Source organism: Bacteroidota bacterium (assembly GCA_020161395.1).
Classification (GTDB): Bacteria; Bacteroidota; Ignavibacteria; order Ignavibacteriales; family Ignavibacteriaceae; genus UTCHB3.
This window is the reverse complement of record JAIUOE010000004.1, coordinates 355,183-376,391: the sequence shown is the minus strand read 5'-3', so window position 1 is coordinate 376,391 and position 21,209 is coordinate 355,183. Positions and strand designations below refer to the sequence as shown.

Sequence of the window (21,209 nt, the reverse complement as noted above, 5' to 3'; positions counted from 1 at the left end):
AAATTAAGAAAATAATTTCTTATAGTTTCGTCGAAATGGAACAAATTTTACAGAAAATCGTTTAATTAAGTTGTGCACTTGTTTTTAGAACAATTAACCTTTCGCCATTTCTTATATTGCCAAATCATTTTAATATTTTGGATGTGAAATTGATAACCAGAGTCAGGAAATTTATGAGAACTCCTCTTTTTGTTGCAGTCATATTTTTATTCATTTTTTCATTTAATGCATCAGTCTGTTCGCAAACTTCAACAGTTGATACAAGTAAATCGCTGTCACCCGAAGAGAGGCACTCATCAGCTATGCAACTCGTCTCGATGTTCGTGGAGAGATATCATTACAGCCCAAAAACTGTTGATGACAGCCTCTCGGCATGGATTTACAACGATTATCTGAAAGCACTCGATTTTCAGAAGATGTACTTCCTGCAATCGGATGTTGATGAATTCAGTAAATACAAATTTGTCCTGGATCAAAATATGGGGACAGGAAATCTCGTTCCACCGTTTGACATGTTTAACAGGTACAAAGAGAGACTGAATGAAAGAATCAAATTTGTACTTACGGTATTGGATAAGCCTCTTGATCTCACCAAAAATGAGGAAATCAATCTTGACAGAGAGAAAGCCGGTTATGCCAAAGATGAGAAGGAATTGAATGAACTTTGGGTTAAAAGAATTAAATTCGATGTTATTGGCTTGATTCTTGGCGGGAAAGAAGAAAAAGATGCCAGAGAGGTTCTGCAGAAAAGGTATAAAAATTTACATAAAGCGGTACTTCAATACAAGGCAGATGATGTTTTCCAGATATACATGTCATCGGTGATGGAATCCATTGACCCTCACTCCTCATACATGTCGCCAAAGACTTCGCAGGATTTCAACATCAACATGTCACAATCACTTGAGGGAATCGGGGCAACCCTTACTTCAGAGAATGATTATGTCACTATCGTTAGAGTGGTTCCGGGTGGGCCGGCTTCAAAAAGTGGTTTACTCGATGACGGAGACAGAATTATTGCGGTCGCACAAGGGGATGATGGTGAAATGGTGGATATAGTCGGATGGAGAACGGATGATGCGGTTCAACTGATCCGGGGAGCCAAAGGGACGGTTGTCAGACTCTCGATTCTTAAGAAAAAAGATGGTGCAAACGCCATCCCTAAAGAGATCAAACTGGTTCGTGAGAAAATAAAAATCGAGGAGCAGTCGGCAAAGAAAAAGATCATTGAAATAAATGAGGATGGTAAACAATACAAAATTGGAGTGATCGATGTCCCTTCTTTTTATCTCGATTTCGAAGGAAAAAGAAAAGGCGAAAAGGACTTCAAGAGTACATCCAATGATGTTAAGAAAATTCTTGATACCCTTAAAAATGAAGGTGTCAGTGGAATTGTGATGGATTTGAGAAACAACGGCGGTGGATCACTTCTTGAAGCTATTGAATTGACAGGATTATTCATCAGTACCGGTGCAGTAGTTCAGGTTAAGGAAGCAGACGGTTCGGTAAAAGTAAACAAAGATACCGATCCTTCAATTGCATGGGATGGTCCAATGGCTGTATTGATAAACTCCGGAAGTGCTTCAGCAAGCGAGATTTTTGCGGCTGCAATACAGGACTACGGCAGGGGAGTGATACTCGGTGAACAGTCTTTTGGTAAAGGCACGGTTCAGAATCTGATTGATCTTGACAAGGTTTCGGGCGGACAGAAGCTCGGACAATTGACACTGACCATTGCTAAATTTTACAGAATATCCGGAGGCAGTACACAACACAAAGGTGTGATTCCGGATATCCTTTTCCCTTCAGCATTTGATCCTTCTGAGACAGGCGAGAGCAGCTACCCGACTGCCCTTCCGTGGGATAAAATCAATGCCACTGCATTTCAGGCGTCTTCCGGTTTATCTTCAACTATCACTGATCTTGAGGCAAAGCACGATGCAAGGACCGGTAAAAACAGTGAATATCAATATTTCATTAAAGATCTCGATAAATCAAAAGGACACAGAGGAAAGAAAGTATTTTCTCTGAACCTTGAGAAAAGGAAACTTGAACAGGAAGAGATTAAGAAGGAAGAAGAAGCCCGCAAGAAGGAAAGAGCCAACAAGGGTTTGATCGAACTTGACAAAGACGGTAAAGTTGTTAAGGAAAAACTCGTTGTTGAAGATCCGCTTCTTGAAGAAAGTGGTCACATTCTGGCAAATCTGATTGAACTTGTGGATACAGGTAAAAAAGCGAAAAAGAATTGATTATAATGAAAGAGGCTGTCCGGTTATTCAGACAGCCTCTTCAAATTTAAAGGAAATTATTTTTGTCCGTAAACAAAGAGCATGTTGCCTTTGACATAGTGTTCCAATCTTTTAAGGGTTGACGGGAACAATCCGAGCAGGTCGGTCATTGCGATTGGTGTGCCGACCTCACCCCGTTTATATAGAAATCGAAGATACCTGCCACCCCGTTTGCGATCTGTGGTAAGGCAGGAAAAGTAGAACTCACCACCATCAGCCAGAACCCTCAGACCCTCGTTAATAAATTCGGTTTTGTTGTCGAACATGTGAAGCATACCAAAACTTACGACAGATTCGAAATGATTGTCATCAAATGGAAGTTTTATGGCATCCGCGTGGAGGAGAGTAATCTTGCCGGGGAAGGGGATTGATTGTTCCATCAGTCTTTCTTTTCCGATCTTTAGCATCTCAATGGAGTTATCGAGAAGTACCACTTCATGCCGGTTTCTTGCATAGATTTTATGGGTTTGAACCAAACCGCCACATCCGATATCAAGAATTTTCCCGTTAGCAGAATTGTATGCCAAAGTAGCAAAGCCTGCATAATCCTGAACAGTGGTTCCCCACATAAATTTGTTGTAAAATTCCGAACTGACCAGTTTTTCATAAAGTCGTGCTTTATTGTCGTATAAAGCTTTTTCGGAACCATTAAGAACGGATACAATTCCGTCCTCAACATTGTAAAACTCCTGATTAAGGTGCATTTCCATTTCTCTCTCCAATTAAACTAAATTGACTGAGACAAAATTAACTAATGGGAATATCACGCATAATCTGAAGTGATGGGGAGTAAAATACTGTTATTTAAGGACTAAAACGCAGGTTAACCGGAAACACCTTTCGTTACAGCATCTTTATACCAGCCCATAACCACTCTTGGACGGGTGATTACAGTGCCGACAACGACAGCAAAAGCACCAAGTTCCATCATTTTTTTTGCCTCTTCAGGCGATTTTATCTTTCCTTCAGCAATAACAGGAATGCTGCTGTCTTTCGCCAGTCTCTCAAGGAGTGAAAAGTCGGGAACATCTTTTGGCAGATGTATAGTTTCCGGGGTGTAGCCGCTAAGCGTTGTAGAAAGACAATCTGCTCCGCTTTCTTCACAAGCTATCCCCTCATCATGGGTAGCGATGTCAGCCATAATCAGAGTGCCGGGAAATTCAGATTTTATTTTTTTGATAAATTCAGGACCTGTAAGGTTTTCCCTTTTTCTGAAGGTACCATCAATTGCAATAATTTCGCAACCCAGCTTGACAAGTTGTTTGACCTGGTGTGTCGATCCGGTTATTTTAACCGTACCATCCGGAAAGGTTCCTTTTAATAAACCAATAATCGGCAGCGGTACATGCTTTTTGATCATCCGAATCTTGGCAAGACCCTGCGATCTGATTGCCGCAGCACCCGCCATTTGAGCTGCTTTTGCAAAAAGTGTGACACCGGATGGTGTGTTGAAAGGGTCGGAGCCTTCAGACTGACAGGAGACGATCAATCCGTTTTTAATTTGTTCGAATACCTTGTTCATTTTTTCTCTTCTGCAATAATTACACATTTGGAATCAGCCGGGAGATTCTTAATTTCGATTTCAGCGATGGAAACGAGTTGGGTCTCGGAAATCAATCCGCTCAAGTCGATAATTTTTGGACCTGCAATGAGATAAATTCCGGGAATCAGAGCTCCGGCATCGCCGTAAGTAGTCATTTCGGCAATAATTGAACTGATTTTGCTCTTCACCCCTTCGGCACTGACAGCATAAGCTTTTGCACCATTAATCTGGAGTTTAACGGTTCCTTCATCGTCAATAACCTTTACTCCGGTTCCTTTTTCCTTGAACAGTCCAAACAACTTCGATTTTTGATGTTCTGCAGAGAAAACGAACAGGGAACCTGTATCTCCCTTGAACTCAATTTTGTTTTCAGGAAGTCTGAAGGCATTCGATGCGGTTTTATGAATTCCGGCAAAATCAAGAGTGGTAATACCCAGGTCTTTTGTGCGCAATTCTCCCGATCCAAGGGCAGTGGCAATCACTTTTTTATTTTGATTATCGATCTCGATGGTGACTTCCACTGAATCAGGATTGGCACCCATTTTGACGACAGACTCGAAGGCTTCCTGTCTGATCGACAGGATATCGTTTTCCGAGGGATTAATGATGTTTCTTTCAACTGAATCTCTGATAATTCCCAGTGCGGCACCAATTGCAGAAATAACCTCACTGTTTTCGGCAATTTTATGGGGCAGATTCATATAGTTTGCAGTAAACGGTACAATGGCTGATGCTCCACCGCCACCTCCGACAAACTCAATCAAGGCTTCATCCAGTTTATATTCCCGACTGAGTTGCTTTATTACCGGTTTAACCTTTTCGGCAGATATGGTCAGGATTTGCTTTGCCATTTCCTTCGCGGAAATATGCGTCAGATTTTCGAGTCGTTCCAAAATTTTTGCGATTGCGTCACTGTTGGCAGCGCCATGTCCAAAATCTGATACCAATCCCAGGAAGTAGGAACACTCGGTCGGTGTAAGAGTGTAACTCGTCTCTTCACTTGGCAGTTTTATACTCAAATAGTCACCGGGATCACCTTTCAGAGGTGTGACCGGTTCGATCTGACCCTGGCTAAAATCAACATTCTTTGAGTATGCAGCATAATGCAAACCGGCAATATGTGCTGATCTTGGACCAACATCAATAAAATGACCGTTTGAGTATCTTGGGACCGATCCGCCTGCAATACCCAGAGTTCTTACATCGAGAGTTCTTACAAAGAGTCTGTTTTTACCAATTTGTGCGGTTTTAACCTGCGGTTTACCGTTTTTAATTACACTGATGTCAGTGGAAGTACCGCCTACCTCGAGAAAAATTCCATCTGATATTTTCACATATTTCAATGCCGCAGCCACACCGGCAGCAGGACCGGAGAGCATTGTAAGAATGGGTCTTTTCCTCATCTCATTGATGTCCATAATGCCACCATCAGAACGCATAACCATCAAAGGAGCATTGATTCCGCTTTCTCTTACCGCTTTCTCTGTCATATCAGCAGTCTCAAGCATTTTCGGCATCATGCTTGCGTTGATAACGGCTGTCCGGGTTCTTACCCGAAGTCCGTAGAGTTTAGTGATCCCACTTGCTGTCGTAGTCAGTATCCCTTTTTTTGAAGCAGTCTCTGCAACGAAATCTTCGTTCGCCGGGTCATCAACCCCAAAGGCTTCAGTGGCAACAATAACCTGTGCACCTTCCTGAACAAGTTCATCGATCATCTGCGGGACTGAATCTCTCCAGTTTTTTGTACCACAGTCAATAAACCTGAACTTTGCGTTAAGCAGTTTTCCGGGCGACAACTCAATATTCGTAGGGTTACACTCTTTTTTTGCGAGTAAGGCTTCGAATCCCTTTGCCATTCCGATAACGCCCACAGTCGCTACATCTCCCTCAAGAAGGGCATTTGTCGCCTGTGTCGTGGAATGTGCGATAAGGATTACCTCTTCAGGGTGAATCTCACATTCCTTAACGAGAGTGAGCATCGAATCAACCACACCTCTTGCCACGCCTTCTTTCGATTTATGTGTAGTGGGAACGCACGATTTTCCCACAATGGAATAGTCGGAAATGTCCACAGCTACTGCATGCGTAAAGGTGCCGCCAACATCGATTCCTATTTTAATTTTTCTGTTTTTATTCATATTTAAAACCTCAATAGAAAATCAGGGCAGAAGCCATGAGTCCAAGAATTGCAGCACCCCATGTATAGGGAATAGTGTTCCACATAATTTTTTGTACATCGATTTTCATTTCATTTGCCAGCCAGACATTTTGGGTGTTCGTCGGATCAGAAATTCCCTGAATCTGTCCTACTGCCATGAGCAAGCCCATGATCGCACCTGCCGGCATTCCACCGGCAAGAAAAATGGCAGCGATTCCATATCCCATACCCCACACATTAAGGGGTCCTCTATAGAGGGCAAGAGGAGCGGCGAGACTGAACAAAAGGATATAACTTAAGGCTGATTCAGGTTTGATCGCCTGTAAAACAGGCTTTAGCAGCAACAAGACAGGCCATCCGGCTTTGTAGTTCTCCATCAGGGCAGCGGGTGGACCCATGACAGCATTTAAAAGCATTCCAATTCCCAGCATCAGAGCGACTGCAGGCATCACAACAGCTCCGCCATCAAGCACCGACCTGATAAGAATATTCAGTGAACTTTTACGATATGTAGAGAGATAACCGTAAGCCAAACCTGCTATGAAAGCCGCAATAAAATTGATTCCGAATACCAGAATCAGAAACAGGGGTACAATTGGAATAAAATAAGCTGTAAAGTAAACTTTATCAGTCTCTCCGTCTCTGAATACTCTAATTACTGAAAGCAATACCAGCAGTGCGATTCCTGAACCGGTCAGATACTTCAAAAAAGAGGGGAAAAATGAGAGCAGGTCTGAAATTCCCGTTTTAAGGTTATCGGGGAGGAAATTCCAGACTGCATATCCCGCCGATCCAACTGCAAGGATAATAACAGAGTAGATTGCAATTTTGGAAAAATTGATATCATGACCGTCCCTGTAGAGTTGAATAGTTATATATATGATGGCAATCACAAACATAATCAGAAGCATCACAAGTGCAAATGACTGAACCTCACCTGTTTGCAATTTCAACACTTGAGTGTAAACAGCCCAGTTTCCGACATTCAGGATACCGCCAATACTCAAGCCGGTCAGGAAAATTCCGGTTGTAGTCACGGGACCGACACCTACCGAAGCAAGAATTGGCAGCACAACTGTTGAAACCATTATAATGGCGCCAAGTCCTCCAAGAGTCGTGAAAAGCAGAGTAATCAGGAGCAACATAACCATTGAAATTGCCCATGGTTTGTCACCCGACAGTTCGGCACCTGTTTTAATAAAACTTTCTGCCACGCCGGTCTTTTGCATCATTATAGAAAGCATACTTCCAAATATTGCGATGGTGTATGCTTCTGATAATTTGGTTGATCCGTTCCCAAGGACGAGGGTCACCACATCAACAACATTCACCCCTGAAATCACAGGAATAAAGAATGCAAGAATCGGTAACGCCAGTAGTGCCGGTATCTTCCTGAGAAACATCAGGATGACAAAGGCTAAAAATACTGCGAGCAGTAAAAAGAGTTGTAGTGTTTCCATGAAATATTGTTATTAATATTTATTATCCAAAACTCAAATTTAAAATAATTTTTTATTCGATGGTGGATTATTTAAATTAAACAGGTTGTTTTTTTAAGTTAAGGAAATTGATGAATATCAAGAAAAACAAATCTCTCCTGGAATTTAATACATTTGGTGTGGAATCCACCGTGGCACATTATCTTAAAATAGCCACAGAGGAGGATTTGTATGATTCAATAAAGTATGTCGAGAAAAACCGGCTTAAATATTTTTTTCTCGGTGGGGGAAGCAATATCCTTTTAACCTCGGAAAAATATAATATGGCAGCTCTCCACATCCAAACCTCCGGAATAGAGATTATCGATGAAGACGATGAGAGTATAACAATTCGATGTGCCGCAGGCGAAAACTGGGATGATGTGGTTGCATTTTCTGTTGAGAGGGGATTGGGTGGAATTGAGAACATGTCGCTCATACCGGGAACCATCGGGGCGGCACCAATTCAGAACATTGGGGCTTATGGACAGGAGCTCAAAGATACTTTCGTGGAAGCCAGGGTTCTGCTTACCGATACAAAAAAAACTGTCGACATTTCCAATGAAGAGTGCAATTTCGGCTATCGGGACAGTATATTCAAAAAAGAACTCAAGGACAAAGCGGTAATTTTGTATGTAACCCTGAAATTGAGAAAAAATCCTAAACTGAACTACTCATACAAGGGAGTAAGGGAGATTATATTTGTTCGAGGTGATGAGCAGGTGACAGTAAAGGAGATCAGAAATGCAATAATTCAGTTGCGAACTGAAAAATTGCCTGATCCTGCGATTCTTGGGAATGCAGGAAGTTTTTTCAAAAATCCCGAAATACTGGAAGAATCTTACAACATTTTAAAACGGTTTTCTCCTGAAATAGAAGGATTCAAGACCAAAGATGGTAAAGTTAAACTTTCTGCCGCAAAATTAATCGAACTTTCAGGATGGAAAGGGAGACGGGAAGGAAACTGCGGAGTTTACGAGAATCATTCCCTTGTCCTGGTAAACTATGGTGGAGCCAAAGGGTCAGAAATTGCTTCAGTTGCCAAAAAAATTATTAACGATGTCTTCGAAACATTCGGTATTAAGCTGACCGCAGAGGTCAATTTTTTCTAAGTGAAAATTTTGGCGAAAAATTCTGCCAAAGAGAAATAAAGTGGGATACCTAATATTATATTAAACGGAAAAGTTATTGCAAGCGACGCCGTCAGGTAGATGGAGGGGTTCGCTTCAGGTAACACTATTCTCACTGCTGCCGGAGCTGCGATATATGAAGAGCTTGCCGCCAGTACCCCAAATAACAGTGAGTTACCTGTACCAAGTCCCAGTAATGTTGCAAAGAGAGTGCCTGTAATTCCGTTGAAAATCGGAAAAGTTATGGCGAATATCGTGAGGGGAATTCCGACTTTTCCAAATTCATGAAGTTTCCTTCCGGCTACAATTCCCATGTCAAGCAGGAAAAAAGTCAACACACCTTGAAACGGATCGATAAAAAATGGTTTAGTGAGAGCATACCCTTTGTCAGCTGTTATAATTCCTATCAGAAGACTTCCACCAAGAAGTATTACACTTTCGTTGGTAATTGACTCGTGAATCACAGTCCGCATCGATTTTGAACCGGAAGATTTGGATGTATAGTAAAGTGCAAGTCCGATACCAGCCAGAATCGCAGGGAATTCCATCAGAGCCATTACTCCGACCATAAACCCGCCGAATTCAATTCCTGCTCTGTCGATGTACGATATTGCAGTAACAAATGTAACAACACTTACAGAACCGTAGTGTGCAGCAAGTGCACCTGAATTGATAGCATCAAGTTTTACAAACCCCCGCAACAGATAAAACGCCATCACCGGAATAATAGCTGCCAGAACCAGTGCCAAACCCGCAGAAGCCATCAGTTCAGGACTAAAACCTGTTTTTGATATCTCATAACCACCTTTAAAACCAATCGAAGCCATCAAATAGTAGGAAAACATCTTAATAATCGGATCGGGAATCTTCAATTCCGATCTGATCAAGGCAACTGTAAGCCCAAGAAGAAAGAAGAGAATTGCCGGGTTTTTTAAGTTAATAAGTCCATTTGAGATAAAATCGAACATACAACCTCTCTTTTTGAGACAAAAAAAATCGAAAATTGACTCGCAAAAGAACGAAAAAAAAACTATTTTGCGGTACAATATTTTAATAATTATTAGATAGACTTTAGTGCGTTATTTTCAAGCAACATTTTTAATCTTTATTCTGTTCTATTCCAACATTCTTTCACAGACAACAGTCACACCAAAACAAGAGAAATCATTCACAATCGGGTTAAGGGGAATCTATTCCACGGGCCCTTGGATGAATCAAGCGGGACTTGGTGCCGGAGGTAATCTAAAATTTGAATGGAAACTCGGGAAGCGGATAGCATGGTATCTTCAAGGAGGGTACTACTATATCAACGGTAGACAGGCGACTTCGAATGGAATTACTTACAAGACCTACTTCAATGACGGTGAGATTTCGACCGGAGTGAAATTTCTTTCTGACAAAAACTATTTCGGACTTGCCGGAATCAGTATAAATTCGTTGATGAGGAGAACAGATGTCGTTCAATATTTAGGCGGATGGAAGCAGGAAAGCACCTCTTCGAGCACTGCCGAAAAATTTGGTTTGATAATCGGTGGCGGTTATACATACCATTTTAGTGACCTGATTGCGGTTGAAGGGTTGGGTCTCTACAACTATCTTGGCGATGAAGGTTCAAATCTCGCATTAAACATTGGCGTTAAATTTAAGTTTTATTAACAATTTACAAAAGTTACGGAGTAGAAATGGCACACATGATAAGCTGGTTCGAGATTCCTGTAAAGGATATGAAAAGAGCCAAAAAATTCTATGAAGAAGTGTTTAATGTTGAGATGACTTTGATGTCGTTCGGCGGCCATGACATGGCATTTTTCCCTTCCGAGGGGATGGGTGACATTTCCGGAGCACTGTGTGCCGGTCCCGATTATAATCCTTCTTCTGAGGGTACACTTGTTTACTTTAGCGGTAATCCTGATATGCAAAAAATACTGGATCGCATACCTGGAGCGGGGGGCGTGATACTTCTCCCTAAAAGAGAGATCTCAGCCGAATACGGGTTTATGGCACTTTTTATGGATACTGAAGGCAACAGGCTCGCACTTCATTCATTGAAATAGCATGAAAAGATATCTGAGTGTTTCACTTCTGGCAGTATTTCTGCTCACAGCAGCCGGTTTTTATTCGGTAGAAAGAAAAGATCCTTCCATTACTCAACTCCACTGGTTGAAAGGGAAGTGGTCTAGAATTGCTTCCGGAGTGGAACACTATGAATTGTGGAATATCGTTAAAGACTCTTTGCTCGAGGGTGAAGGTTATTATATGAAAACCAATAACAAAAAAGTCACCGAAAAACTTGCAATCAGGTGGATTAACAAAAAACTGTTTTATATTGCTGATGTTCCCGGGAACGACGGACCAGTAAACTTCGAGAATATATTTCTTAACGATACTATGGCAGTATTCGAAAATCGAACTCATGATTATCCTAACAAGATAACCTATATCAAAACGAGTAAACGGGACTTTAAAGTCATTCTTAGTGACAACTCAGGTCAGAATAAAAGATCCATGAGCTTTAAACTCGTAACCAAAAGGTGATTGCTAACCCAGTTCAAAGGAAGTAACACCGAAAATCTTCTCACTGTCCCTTTCAGGATTTCCGTTGTGATACATTCGGGCAGTTTCAAACACGAACTGCATTCCAAACTCTTTCGCCAGTGTAATTGCCTGCGGGTTAATCTCCGGAGTATCAAGATAAACCGGCTTGCCTTCTGCAAAATCCGCTAATGCCAAAAATAGTTTCCTGGCAATTTCATAGTCATCTGCAAATAATGGGCCGATTTTAAAGCCACTATTGTGACATTTTCTTATGGTTCCATACCCTTGAATAACAATACCCTGTTCCGCTTTTAGTGTCAGGCTTTCGGGCATGGCTACCCATTCTTTAATAAAAGCCGCTCTGTTGGCTGGAAAAACCGTCTTGTCGTAATCAAGCAAATTGCAGAGATCTTCATCAGTGACGGGTTTTACTTCAAATGATTTTTTAGGTATCAAATCCTTCGCTTCAAACCGGATATGCCTGTAGGCGAATTCATATCCTGATTGAATATAATTGTGTTGCTGCTCGACTACACCATCCATCCCTGAGGGAATATCCCGGATTCTCTCAAACCCCGCTTTCCAAAGCTGGTATCCGTATCCTTTGCCGCGGAACTCAGGCTTAACTATATAAAATCCCATGAAACCGAATTCATTTCCATATCTGACAGCCGATTTTGTCGCAATTATCTCTCCGTCCAGTTCACCGACGAGAAATCCTGCCGGGTCCGAAAACAAAAACGGACGATCATCATGTAAACCGGGATTCCAGCCTTCCTTTTCAGCCCACTGTATGAAGATCTTAATTTCTTTTGGCAGGATTTTACGGATTTTGTAGCTCATGGCACGCTCCTTTGTCAGAATGATGTAAAAGCAAAGCGGAAATTATAAATAATTCGATTAAAAAAAAACATCATCCCCTGAAATAATCAATTCCTGTTAAATTGGAAAAGCGGGCGGCTTTCCTGATCAGGTTCATTCCGTGAGCAGATTCCGGTTTCCTGTTTTTACAAAAAATCTCATATTAAGCATTAGTGAGGAGGCGATCAGGCTGAGAGACAGACCATACCAGATCCCTTCAGTACCCAATCCCAATGGAAATCCGAGAATATAAGCCCCCGGCAGTCCAATCAGCCAGTAGGCAATGAAAGTGATTACAGTTGGAATTTTAACATCTGTAATACCTCGTAAATTTCCGAGTGCGATAGCTTGAGTGCCATCAAATATCTGAAAGAAAGCGGCAATCATTAACAACTTTGGTGCTATCGTTACCACCTCGGGATCGGATGTGTAAAGAAATGGAATGTATTCTTTAAATACAATCAGAAGAATCCCGGCGCAAACCATGAACGATGCCCCGAGAAAAATCGCCACAGAGGCTGCTTTCCTCACTTGCGTGATGTTTTTTGCCCCGACAGCATTTCCCACTCTTATTGTGCCTGCAGTGGATAAGCCCAAACATACCAGATATGTCAGAGAAGCCACATTTAAAGCAATTTGATGTGATGCAAGCTCATCTTTTCCTATCCAGCCAACCATGAAAGCAGCGGTGGCAAAACAACCAACTTCAAAAAAATACTGGATTCCACTCGGTATTCCGATACGCAAAATTTCCTTTCCGTTTTCATCAAGACCTTTGAAAGGAAATATTTTTAGACCAAATCGCTTGAATTCTCTGTTTTTGTGCACAAAAACCGCAAGAGCAACGAACATGAAGATTCGTGATCCGAGGGTTGCGTAACCGGCTCCATCCAATCCCAACGCAGGGGCTCCCCAGTTCCCGTAAATGAATATCCAGTTAAAAAAGAAGTTGACAACATTCGCAGCAATTGAAATTACCATTGCCGGACGGGTGAAAGAAAGACCTTCTATAAACTGTTTGTATCCGGTAAACAGGAGCATCGGGGGGATGGAAAATGAGATAATACGGGTGTAACTTAATGCAAGATCAACCACTTCTTTGGGTTGATCCATATAAGAAATTATGTCCGTCCCAAAGTAAACAACAATATTCAAAATGATGGCTGAGAAAAGACTTACCCAAATTCCCTGATGAAAAACTCTGGAACATTTCTCACTGTCGGAGGAACCGACTGCAATTGCTACAAGGGGAGTCATAGCCATCACGATTCCCAAGCCGATTACGGTAATGATGAAGAACAGGCTTAAACTTAGTGAGGAGGCAGCAAGCGGAGCATCACCAAGGCGACCAACCATGGCTGAATCCACTACACCCATCATGACAAAACCCACCTGGGCGATCACGACAGGCAAAGCCAGCGATACCGTTTCTTTTAAATGTTCTTTTATGGTCATGCTATTTTTAATAAATCAGATGGCAAATGTAAATATTCAAATAAAATAAACGGCTATTTTTTGCCGGATAAATTATGTTTTGTCGTTATTTATGATGAACGGTCATTTATTTACCGGATAAAAGCCAAACATTTTCTTTGAAATCTTTGACAATATTCCTACATTTACAGTCTGTTTATCTGAAATTTATGATGGAAATTATGGAGAGATGGCAGAGTGGTTGAATGCGGCAGTCTCGAAAACTGTTGTGGGCTACGGTTCACCGGGAGTTCGAATCTCCCTCTCTCCGCCACTTTATGGATGCTTCCGTTATATCTTCAATGAACAGAAATTGTATGGGCAATTGGAAAGGTGCTAGAGTGGTTGAATAGGCTCGCCTGGAAAGCGTGTGTACTTTTACCGGTACCGCGGGTTCGAATCCCGCCCTTTCCGCTCATTGGAAAAGATCAGTTTTTACTGATCTTTTCTGTTTTAAACAGGTAAACATCTTCAATTTTGCACCCGTTCTTTCATCAGGGGAGATTATGCCTGTGATTCGTTATATTCCGGCAAAACTGTAACATTAAAATTAATCGTTCATCTCATTTTATATCCATTTATCATTAATGGATTGAAATTTTATCATTGCGGATGTAATTTTACGCCGTAAACAAACAGGAGTCCGAGATGGAAAAGAGAATATACAAATCACGCAAAGAAAGAATGATTGGTGGAGTTGCCGGTGGTATCGCGGAATATTTTGATGTTGATCCCGTCATCATCAGATTTGCATTTATTGCATTGACTTTGGTAAATGGAGTGGGACTTGCTATATACATAGTTGGTTTGATAATAATTCCTGAGCAGGTTATGCAATATAATGTCAATTCAGAGCAGTCAACCCCGTTCGCTGTACCTGATATAAAACCTTCAGCTGAAAATAAAGGGAAGTTCTCAATCTATTTAGGAGTCTTGCTTATCGTTGCCGGTATTTTATTCGGTCTCGATAATTTTGTTCCTCATTTTGATATTGTTGACGCTTTCCCGTTAATTCTTGTCCTGCTGGGTGTTTGGATAATATTCACCGGAAGGAAAAAAAGCCATGGAGAGAAATATGAAACCGAGTAAAATTTTCTGGGGAGTCTTTTTTCTGGGACTTGGGGTCCTGTTACTGGTTAAGAACTTTTCAGATGTTGATTTTTATATGCCGGAAATAAGGAAATTCTGGCCATTGCTTCTGATCGCTGGTGGAGTGGTTTATCTGACAAAAAACCTGATCGTCCGAAATGTGCTTGCGGGAGTTGCCGGATTTTGCCTGGCGTTCTTTCTGCTCACGGTTTCAGCATCCATACATAATCTGCCAAAGAAGTTTTTTGGACATGTAAAGTCGTCAAAGGACAAAAACAGCCTTATATCGATAAAAACTGAACCCTACGATACAACGATAAAATTTGTTGAACTAAGTTTTGATGGCGGTGCCGGAACCTATATTGTGAACTGTAGAGACACAAATTTAATGACATTAAAAACTGACAGAAGCAACAGGAAATTTTCGGTAAATAACAATATCGCAGGCGGTAAAGCAAACCTTGATATTCAGATGGCTGAGTTTCATTTTGACACTGACGACACTTCGTTTGCTTCACTTGTAGAGTTGAATATAAACCCGAAACCATTTTATGAAAGCCTTAATTTTCAAATTGGTGCATCCGAGTTTGAGCTGAATATATCCCAGTTGCAGTTCAGGAAACTTAACATCGATATGGGTGCCAGTTCGACGAGACTGTTTCTTCCAAAGCCTGCACCGGGAAGCAGTGAAGTGACGATTGAATGTGGTGCCAGCAGCATGGATATAATTGTGAGCAAGGATGCTCAGGTAAAATTGATTAATTCCATGGCATTAAGCGATTCACATGTGCCAAAAGGTTTTGTGGAGAAAAATGGTGTCATTTACTCTGAAAATTTCACCGGAACCGGAGACATTCTCACCATAAAACTTGACGGGGGAGTGAACAGTTTGAAGATCAGAAGAGATTAATTTAGTTTACATTTGGAAAATATTGTTAAAAACGGCTGAAATATGCCGTTTTTTTATTTTAAAAGGTGATTTTAACTATAAATAATCATATTGTTTCTTTTTTATGATCTTAAGAAAAACTATTTTTGATAACAAAAGGTACAAAAATTTCTCAAGACCGATGACTGACGAAGAAACACTATCATTTATTTATCGTTTTAAGCTTCCATCTGAAGTGAAAGAGTTCTCAGTCTGTCTGCGGCGCTCTGATCTTTCCATAATCAGAGATGAAGAGAACTCAGTAAAAACCGACTGGGCACTCCTGAAAAATTTTGCCTGTCCGCATTGCCCACTCGATCAAACAGTAAACGAATATTGTCCTCTGGCGTTGAATCTCTACCATCTTATTATGGAATTCAACCATTTTGCTTCCTATGACGATGTGGAAGTGGAAGTCGAAACTTATTCGAGAAACTTTACCAAAAGCACAGCTCTTCAGTCGGGAGTCAGCAGCCTTCTTGGTATTTTGATGGTTTCGAGTGGCTGTCCCATCATGGGAAAACTGAAACCGCTTTTATACAGTCATTTACCGTTTGCCACACTCGATGAAACCCAGTTGAGAGTTTTTTCTCTCTATCTTCTTTCACAATATATCAGGTATAAAAAAGGTGATCAACCTGATTGGGAAATGAATAATCTTGTCGAGATTTACAACAGAATCTCGATTCTGAACAGAAATGTCAGTAAACAGATTGTTCTCCTTGAGGAAAAGGATGCAAGCATCAACAGTCTGATAATTCTGAACAATTTTGCGGAATATGTAACATTTACGATCAACGAAAAGATGATCGATGAGATAGAATTTTTTGTAAAGTCATTTAATGATTAGTTAACTGTCGGGAAGGGTATTTTGTGAAAGACAAGCCGAATTTAGTTTTTCTATTCCTGGGAATGTTTTTTGTTTCCAATGCTGTATTAGCTGAATTTATTGGAGTAAAAATCTTCTCACTTGAAAAGACATTCGGTCTCGATCCCGTCTCATTTTCATTCTTTGGTCAGGAAAATCTTTCCTTCAATCTTACCGCCGGTGTGCTTCTCTGGCCCATCGTCTTCATCTTTACAGACATCATAAATGAATATTTTGGCAGGAAAGGAGTTCGCCTGCTTTCCTTCATATCAGCCGGTTTAATCGGTTACGCATATGTGATGGTCTATTTTTCGATGGGACTTGTGCCTGCAGATTTTTGGGTCATGCGGGACACTGCAACCGGACCGGTTAACATGAACACAGCATTTAATGCCATATTCGGACAGGGACTGTGGATTATTATTGGTTCGCTGGTTGCTTTTTTAGTGGGTCAGATTGTCGATGTCACGGTATTCCAATGGGTAAGAAAACACACGGGATCAAAATGGATTTGGGCAAGAGCTACAGGATCAACCCTTATATCCCAGTTTATTGACAGTTTTGTTGTGCTTTTTATCGCATTTTACTTCGGAGCGAACTGGAGCCTTGGTCTTGTTTTGGCAATTGGCATGATGAACTACATCTACAAGTGTGGCGTAGCAATCTTTCTAACCCCCATATTATATGTATTACATACAATAATCGACCGTTATCTTGGCAAGGATATTGCCCATCAGTTGATGGAAAAAGCAGCTTCCGAAGAACTTTAGCTACAATTCAAGATTCTGTACATCCTCAATGGTTATCTTAACGAGATCGTCATCGCTTAGGTTGCTCAAAGTCAGAATTCTTTCTTCCTGATTCCCGATAGCCTTATAAAGGACATTCCGTACTGTTCTGGCATTTCCAAAATTTTGATCCCTGTTATCATAAATTTCCTTGAAGACATGCGTCAGGTGCGCCATTGCTGATTCATCCAGTTTGTATCCGCTCTTTTCACTCAGCACTTTGGTGATATCAAGCATCTCATCGGGAGTGTAATCCTCAAACATAAAGAAATTTGTAAACCGGCTCTGAAGACCCGGATTGGAGTCGAGGAAATTTCTCATCTCATTGGGATATCCGGCGACGATTACAACAAGTTTGTCTGAGTAATCTTCCATTCTTTTCAGAAGTGTATCGATTGCTTCCTGACCGAAGTCATTACCGCCGCGGGAAAGAGTATAAGCCTCATCAATGAAAAGAGTGCCTCCAAGAGCCTGTTTTATTACATCATCGGTTTTTTGGGCTGTCTGACCCTGATAACCGGCTACCAGGGATGACCTGTCAACTTCTATCAGATGTCCCTTTTCGAGCAGTCCCAGTTCTTTGTATATCTTGCTAAGCAGTCTGGCAACGGTGGTTTTTCCTGTACCCGGGTTACCCATGAAGACAACATGAAGATTTTTCTTGATAACTTTTAAGCCCCGTTCTTCCCGAAGTTTGGCAATCTTTAATGAGCTTATAAGTTTTTCCGTTGCCTTTTTTACTTCACCCAATCCGGTGAGAGATTCAAGTTCTTTGAGATGTTGCTCCAATAGTTTGGCATCACCTTCAACCCTGACCTGCTTCTTTGCCGCAACCGGTGCCAGTTCTTCAATATCTTCCACAGTTATTGTGTGCGACATTTCGTCGGTAATCGATTCTTTGGGCACTTCAACCATTCTCAGAAGCTGTCTTTTTATTGCAGCTTCCGCAATGTTTCTCACCATTCGGGCATTGGAAAATGTTTTGTCGCGCTGGCGATACTTTTCATTAAAATAAACTTTAAGTTTCGCCATCGTCTCAGGGGTCATAGCCAGTTGTTTCGACTTAAAGATATTAACGGCTATGCTGACCAGTTCATCAGGGGTATAGTCCTCGAAGAGGATAAATTTTGTAAACCGTGACTTGAGGCCCGCATTACTGTCAAGGAATTTTTCCATATCCTCTGTATAGCCGGCTGCGATTACTATAAATTTACCGCGGTCATCTTCCATTCTTTTTAGAAGAGTATCGATTGCTTCCTTCCCAAAATCGCTGCCTGAATTATCACCGGCTTTTACAAGCGTATAGGCTTCATCCACAAACAGGGTGCCACCTAACGACTGATTGATTACTTCGGTGGTCTTGGCGGCAGTTTGACCCACATAGCTCGAAACAAGATTTTGCCTGTCCGTTTCCACGAGATGGCCCTTGGGCAGTATCCCCAAAGACGAGTAGATATCGCTGAATATTCTTGCAACAGTTGTTTTTCCGGTTCCGGGATTCCCGAGGAATATGATGTGGTCAGAAAATTTGTTCTGGAGATTCTCACCCCTCTCAAAATAGAATCTGGCAATCTTCACGAGTTCATTAATTTCTTTTTTGACAAGGGTTAAACCCATCAAACCGTTGAGTTTATCCAGCGATTCCTTAAGTTTTTCCTCATTAATTCCCACATCAAATTGTTTGGCTTCATCCTTCTTAAATACCGCCGCTATATCTTCGGGTTCGAATGTGGTCAGTGCTTCTTCGGTTCTCATTCCGGGAGGCAGTTTGAGGTATCTTTTGCTTAACCTCATTTTCGCATCGTCATATACATTCCTGACAAGCCTTCCGTTCCCAAAAGTTTTGTCACGATTTCTGTAAAGATTTGTGAACTCTTTATTGAGAATATCCTTCGCCTGTTGAGACAAAGAATAATCTTCTTTCTTTGCCATCATCTCGAAAATTTGAATCATCTCATCCGGAGTATAATCCTCAAATTGGAAGAACTGTGTGAACCTTGATTTCATTCCGGGGTTTGATTCGAGAAAATCATTCATTTCATTGGGGTAACCGGCGACGATAGTCACGAACTCACCGGCTTTGTCTTCCATCCGTTTTAGCAGGGTATCAATTGCTTCCTGACCAAAATCCTGCCCGGTACCCCCTTTTTTTACGAGAGTATAAGCCTCATCGATAAAGAGGATTCCCCCCATGGCATCTTCGATCACTTTTTCAGTTTTTTGGGCAGTTTCGCCTACATACTGTCCAACCAATGTAGCCCTGTCAACTTCGATGATATGTCCCTTCGGGAGAAGGTTCATAGCCTTGAAAACATCTCCAATAACTCTTGCAACAGTTGTTTTTCCGGTTCCGGGATTGCCCAAAAACACAGAATTGATGGAGAGCCCTTCTTTTGTTTTTAGACCCAGCTTTTTTCTCTCCTGGATAAAGTTCAGATAGTCAACGAAATCGCGCATTGTCTGTTTCACTGTTCCCAAGCCGATAAAACCGTCCAGATCAGCAAGAACCTTTTCTACAGTAAGTTCACCGTCAGCTCCTTGTGAGGCCTGCGATTCCTCCATTTCCTCTATTTCATTAATATCATAGTGCTCGAGGTCATAAATAACAGAGAATCCGAGAATGAACCATTTGGTGCAGATTAATTCGTTGTTGAGGTATATTTCAACCCGTCCCTGTCCTGGAGTCCAAAATCCGGGGTTTCCTGTTCCCCAACTCTGCACAACAGCGACATTGCTCCATTCAGATTCAATTTGGAGCTCAAAATTGCTTTCACCAATCTGTTTTTCATTAATATACCAAAGAGCCTGACCATCGACTGAAACATCTTTATTGTTGAAATAAGGGTTCTTGACGATAAGTTCTACTGCGATAAAACCTTGAGCGGGTGCATTAAACTGATGGACAAAATATTTCCTGCCCGACTTCAACTGTTCTGAAAGGTCAAAAGTTCTGGCATAATAGCCTCTGAATTTGACTCCCTTTTGAAGTTCGAAGTCAGTTCGTTTGCCGGAGGAAGCAGGAGCGGAAACCGAAGCCTTTTCCTTTTTGGATTCTTCTGCTTTGCTTTCTCTTTTACTTTCAGGACTAAGATCGATTACTCCTTTTGGTTCCGGTTTTGTTGCCGGCTCGGAGGGGGAGGGGAGTGAAGGTTCGACCGGTTCCGGTTTAAGCGGCACTTCCTCAATTATATCTTCCTGAACTGTATTTCTGGTTTCGATCTCCTCCATTTTAACGGCGATTTCGATCAGAACAGGATTACCCGGGAAAAGAGGGTGCAATTCTTTAAGCAAGGCTTTTGCAGGTAATAATTTGAATTGACTAAAAAGGATTTTTAACTGTAAAAGCTTCGCATTATTCTTTTTGTCCTCATCACCGGTACCATCAATGATCTTTTTAAGAGCATACTCCGCGTACCAAAGTTCCTGACAGGCAATCGCGTCTTCTGCGTCGATCAGTAAATCACCTGCCGGAGCGAGTAATTTACTCAGGAAGGAAGATTTCTGTCCCGCAAGACTTTTCAACCATTCACGGAGTCTTGGTTTCCTGTGGGAGAGGGAATGGTCGATGCTCAAGGTAGTGTCGTAGAATCTCATGGCATCGGCATATTTACCAAGAGCGGCAAGGCAGGAAACTTTGTATTCGAGAGCTTTGGCTCCGAATTCTGCGGAAAGGTTAATTACATAGTCGAAATCGAGAAGTGCAGATTCATACATCCCCATTTTGTACTGAATTTGTCCTCTGAAAAATCTGGCATTGGGATCCCTGTCGGCAAGTTTTACGGCAATATTCGCATATTCAAAAGCATCTGAGATGCGAAAATCTTCGAGACATACCACTGCGAAGAGATAGTTTGCCTCGGGGTCGAGAGGGAATGCTTCCAGCATCCTCGAAGCAGCTTCTCTGGCAGCCTTAATATCCTTTTTTTGCAGGTTAATATTAACCTGATCCTTCAACTCTCTTATATCTTTGGAACTTAATACCTGGTTCATTTTTCTTGTGCTGATCTCTTCCGGAAACTTCAAAATCGAAATTAGAATATACTTGATTTATGATAAAGATAAAAGAAGTG

At 41.5% G+C, this 21,209-nt stretch carries 17 protein-coding genes and 2 tRNA genes; 11 read left to right on the top strand and 8 right to left on the bottom strand.

Annotated features, from left to right (window positions below; genetic code table 11):
• Positions 1–173: 173 nt before the first annotated feature.
• Positions 174–2,249 (top strand): carboxy terminal-processing peptidase, encoded by a 2,076-nt coding sequence (locus LCH52_09070; GenBank protein ID MCA0388631.1) that lies wholly within the window; start codon positions 174–176, stop codon positions 2,247–2,249.
• Between the two features lie 56 nt (positions 2,250–2,305).
• On the opposite strand, the gene LCH52_09065 is transcribed toward LCH52_09070, so the two are convergent.
• From LCH52_09065 to LCH52_09050, 4 genes are all read right to left on the bottom strand, one after another.
• Complete coding sequence (locus LCH52_09065; GenBank protein ID MCA0388630.1) at positions 2,306–2,998, bottom strand: class I SAM-dependent methyltransferase; 693 nt, start codon at positions 2,996–2,998, stop codon at positions 2,306–2,308.
• Between the two features lie 113 nt (positions 2,999–3,111).
• Entirely contained in the window at positions 3,112–3,810 is a 699-nt protein-coding gene (locus tag LCH52_09060) for a putative N-acetylmannosamine-6-phosphate 2-epimerase (GenBank protein ID MCA0388629.1), read from the bottom strand.
• Entirely contained in the window at positions 3,807–5,969 is a 2,163-nt protein-coding gene (locus LCH52_09055) for a hydantoinase (protein MCA0388628.1), read from the bottom strand. The genes LCH52_09060 and LCH52_09055 overlap by 4 nt, the downstream gene beginning before the upstream one ends.
• A 10-nt stretch (positions 5,970–5,979) precedes the next feature.
• The gene (locus tag LCH52_09050) at positions 5,980–7,449 is read right to left on the bottom strand and encodes a citrate transporter (GenBank protein MCA0388627.1); all 1,470 of its coding nucleotides are present in this window, start codon (positions 7,447–7,449) and stop codon (positions 5,980–5,982) included.
• A 110-nt stretch (positions 7,450–7,559) separates the two neighbouring features.
• Here LCH52_09050 and murB point away from each other — a divergent pair, with 110 nt between their 5' ends.
• Positions 7,560–8,579 carry a UDP-N-acetylmuramate dehydrogenase gene (gene murB / locus LCH52_09045; protein MCA0388626.1) on the top strand — a complete coding sequence of 340 codons (1,020 nt, stop codon included), beginning with the start codon at positions 7,560–7,562 and terminating at the stop codon, positions 8,577–8,579.
• Here murB and LCH52_09040 read toward each other — a convergent pair.
• Positions 8,576–9,565 (bottom strand): sodium-dependent bicarbonate transport family permease, encoded by a 990-nt coding sequence (locus LCH52_09040; GenBank protein ID MCA0388625.1) that lies wholly within the window; start codon positions 9,563–9,565, stop codon positions 8,576–8,578. The two genes, murB and LCH52_09040, sit on opposite strands and share 4 nt — an antisense overlap.
• A 106-nt stretch (positions 9,566–9,671) precedes the next feature.
• Between LCH52_09040 and LCH52_09035 the strand changes: the two genes are divergently transcribed.
• Genes LCH52_09035 through LCH52_09025 form a run of 3 tightly spaced genes read left to right on the top strand, consistent with a single transcriptional unit; the run spans position 9,672 to position 11,132 of the window.
• A complete protein-coding gene (locus LCH52_09035) occupies positions 9,672–10,253 on the top strand; it encodes a hypothetical protein (GenBank protein MCA0388624.1) in 582 nt (193 codons plus the stop codon).
• A 26-nt stretch (positions 10,254–10,279) separates the two neighbouring features.
• Positions 10,280–10,651, top strand: a complete 372-nt coding sequence (locus LCH52_09030; protein ID MCA0388623.1) for a VOC family protein — start codon at positions 10,280–10,282, stop codon at positions 10,649–10,651.
• 1 nt (position 10,652) lies between these two features.
• The gene (locus LCH52_09025; GenBank protein ID MCA0388622.1) at positions 10,653–11,132 is read left to right on the top strand and encodes a DUF6265 family protein; all 480 of its coding nucleotides are present in this window, start codon (positions 10,653–10,655) and stop codon (positions 11,130–11,132) included.
• Positions 11,133–11,135: 3 nt separating this feature from the next.
• Here the strand turns inward: LCH52_09025 and LCH52_09020 are convergent, their stop codons facing one another.
• Positions 11,136–11,975, bottom strand: a complete 840-nt coding sequence (locus tag LCH52_09020; protein MCA0388621.1) for a GNAT family N-acetyltransferase — start codon at positions 11,973–11,975, stop codon at positions 11,136–11,138.
• Between the two features lie 132 nt (positions 11,976–12,107).
• Positions 12,108–13,448: an MATE family efflux transporter gene (locus tag LCH52_09015; protein MCA0388620.1), complete on the bottom strand. Its 1,341-nt coding sequence runs from the start codon at positions 13,446–13,448 to the stop codon at positions 12,108–12,110.
• A 202-nt stretch (positions 13,449–13,650) separates the two neighbouring features.
• On the opposite strand from LCH52_09015, the gene LCH52_09010 reads away from it, so the two are divergent.
• The 6 genes from LCH52_09010 to LCH52_08985 all read left to right on the top strand — a co-directional run bounded on the left by LCH52_09010 (position 13,651) and on the right by LCH52_08985 (position 17,121).
• Positions 13,651–13,740 (top strand) — tRNA-Ser (locus LCH52_09010).
• A gap of 53 nt (positions 13,741–13,793) precedes the next feature.
• A tRNA-Ser gene (locus LCH52_09005) sits at positions 13,794–13,880 on the top strand.
• 234 nt (positions 13,881–14,114) lie between these two features.
• A complete protein-coding gene (locus LCH52_09000; GenBank protein ID MCA0388619.1) occupies positions 14,115–14,555 on the top strand; it encodes a PspC domain-containing protein in 441 nt (146 codons plus the stop codon).
• Positions 14,542–15,465 (top strand): DUF5668 domain-containing protein, encoded by a 924-nt coding sequence (locus LCH52_08995; GenBank protein ID MCA0388618.1) that lies wholly within the window; start codon positions 14,542–14,544, stop codon positions 15,463–15,465. The genes LCH52_09000 and LCH52_08995 overlap by 14 nt, the downstream gene beginning before the upstream one ends.
• Before the next feature lie 160 nt (positions 15,466–15,625).
• Positions 15,626–16,333: a hypothetical protein gene (locus tag LCH52_08990; GenBank protein ID MCA0388617.1), complete on the top strand. Its 708-nt coding sequence runs from the start codon at positions 15,626–15,628 to the stop codon at positions 16,331–16,333.
• Between the two features lie 23 nt (positions 16,334–16,356).
• Complete coding sequence (locus LCH52_08985) at positions 16,357–17,121, top strand: queuosine precursor transporter (protein MCA0388616.1); 765 nt, start codon at positions 16,357–16,359, stop codon at positions 17,119–17,121.
• On the opposite strand, the gene LCH52_08980 is transcribed toward LCH52_08985, so the two are convergent.
• On the bottom strand, positions 17,122–21,129 hold the full coding sequence (locus LCH52_08980) for an AAA family ATPase (protein ID MCA0388615.1): 4,008 nt from the start codon (positions 21,127–21,129) through the stop codon (positions 17,122–17,124).
• Positions 21,130–21,209: the final 80 nt, after the last annotated feature.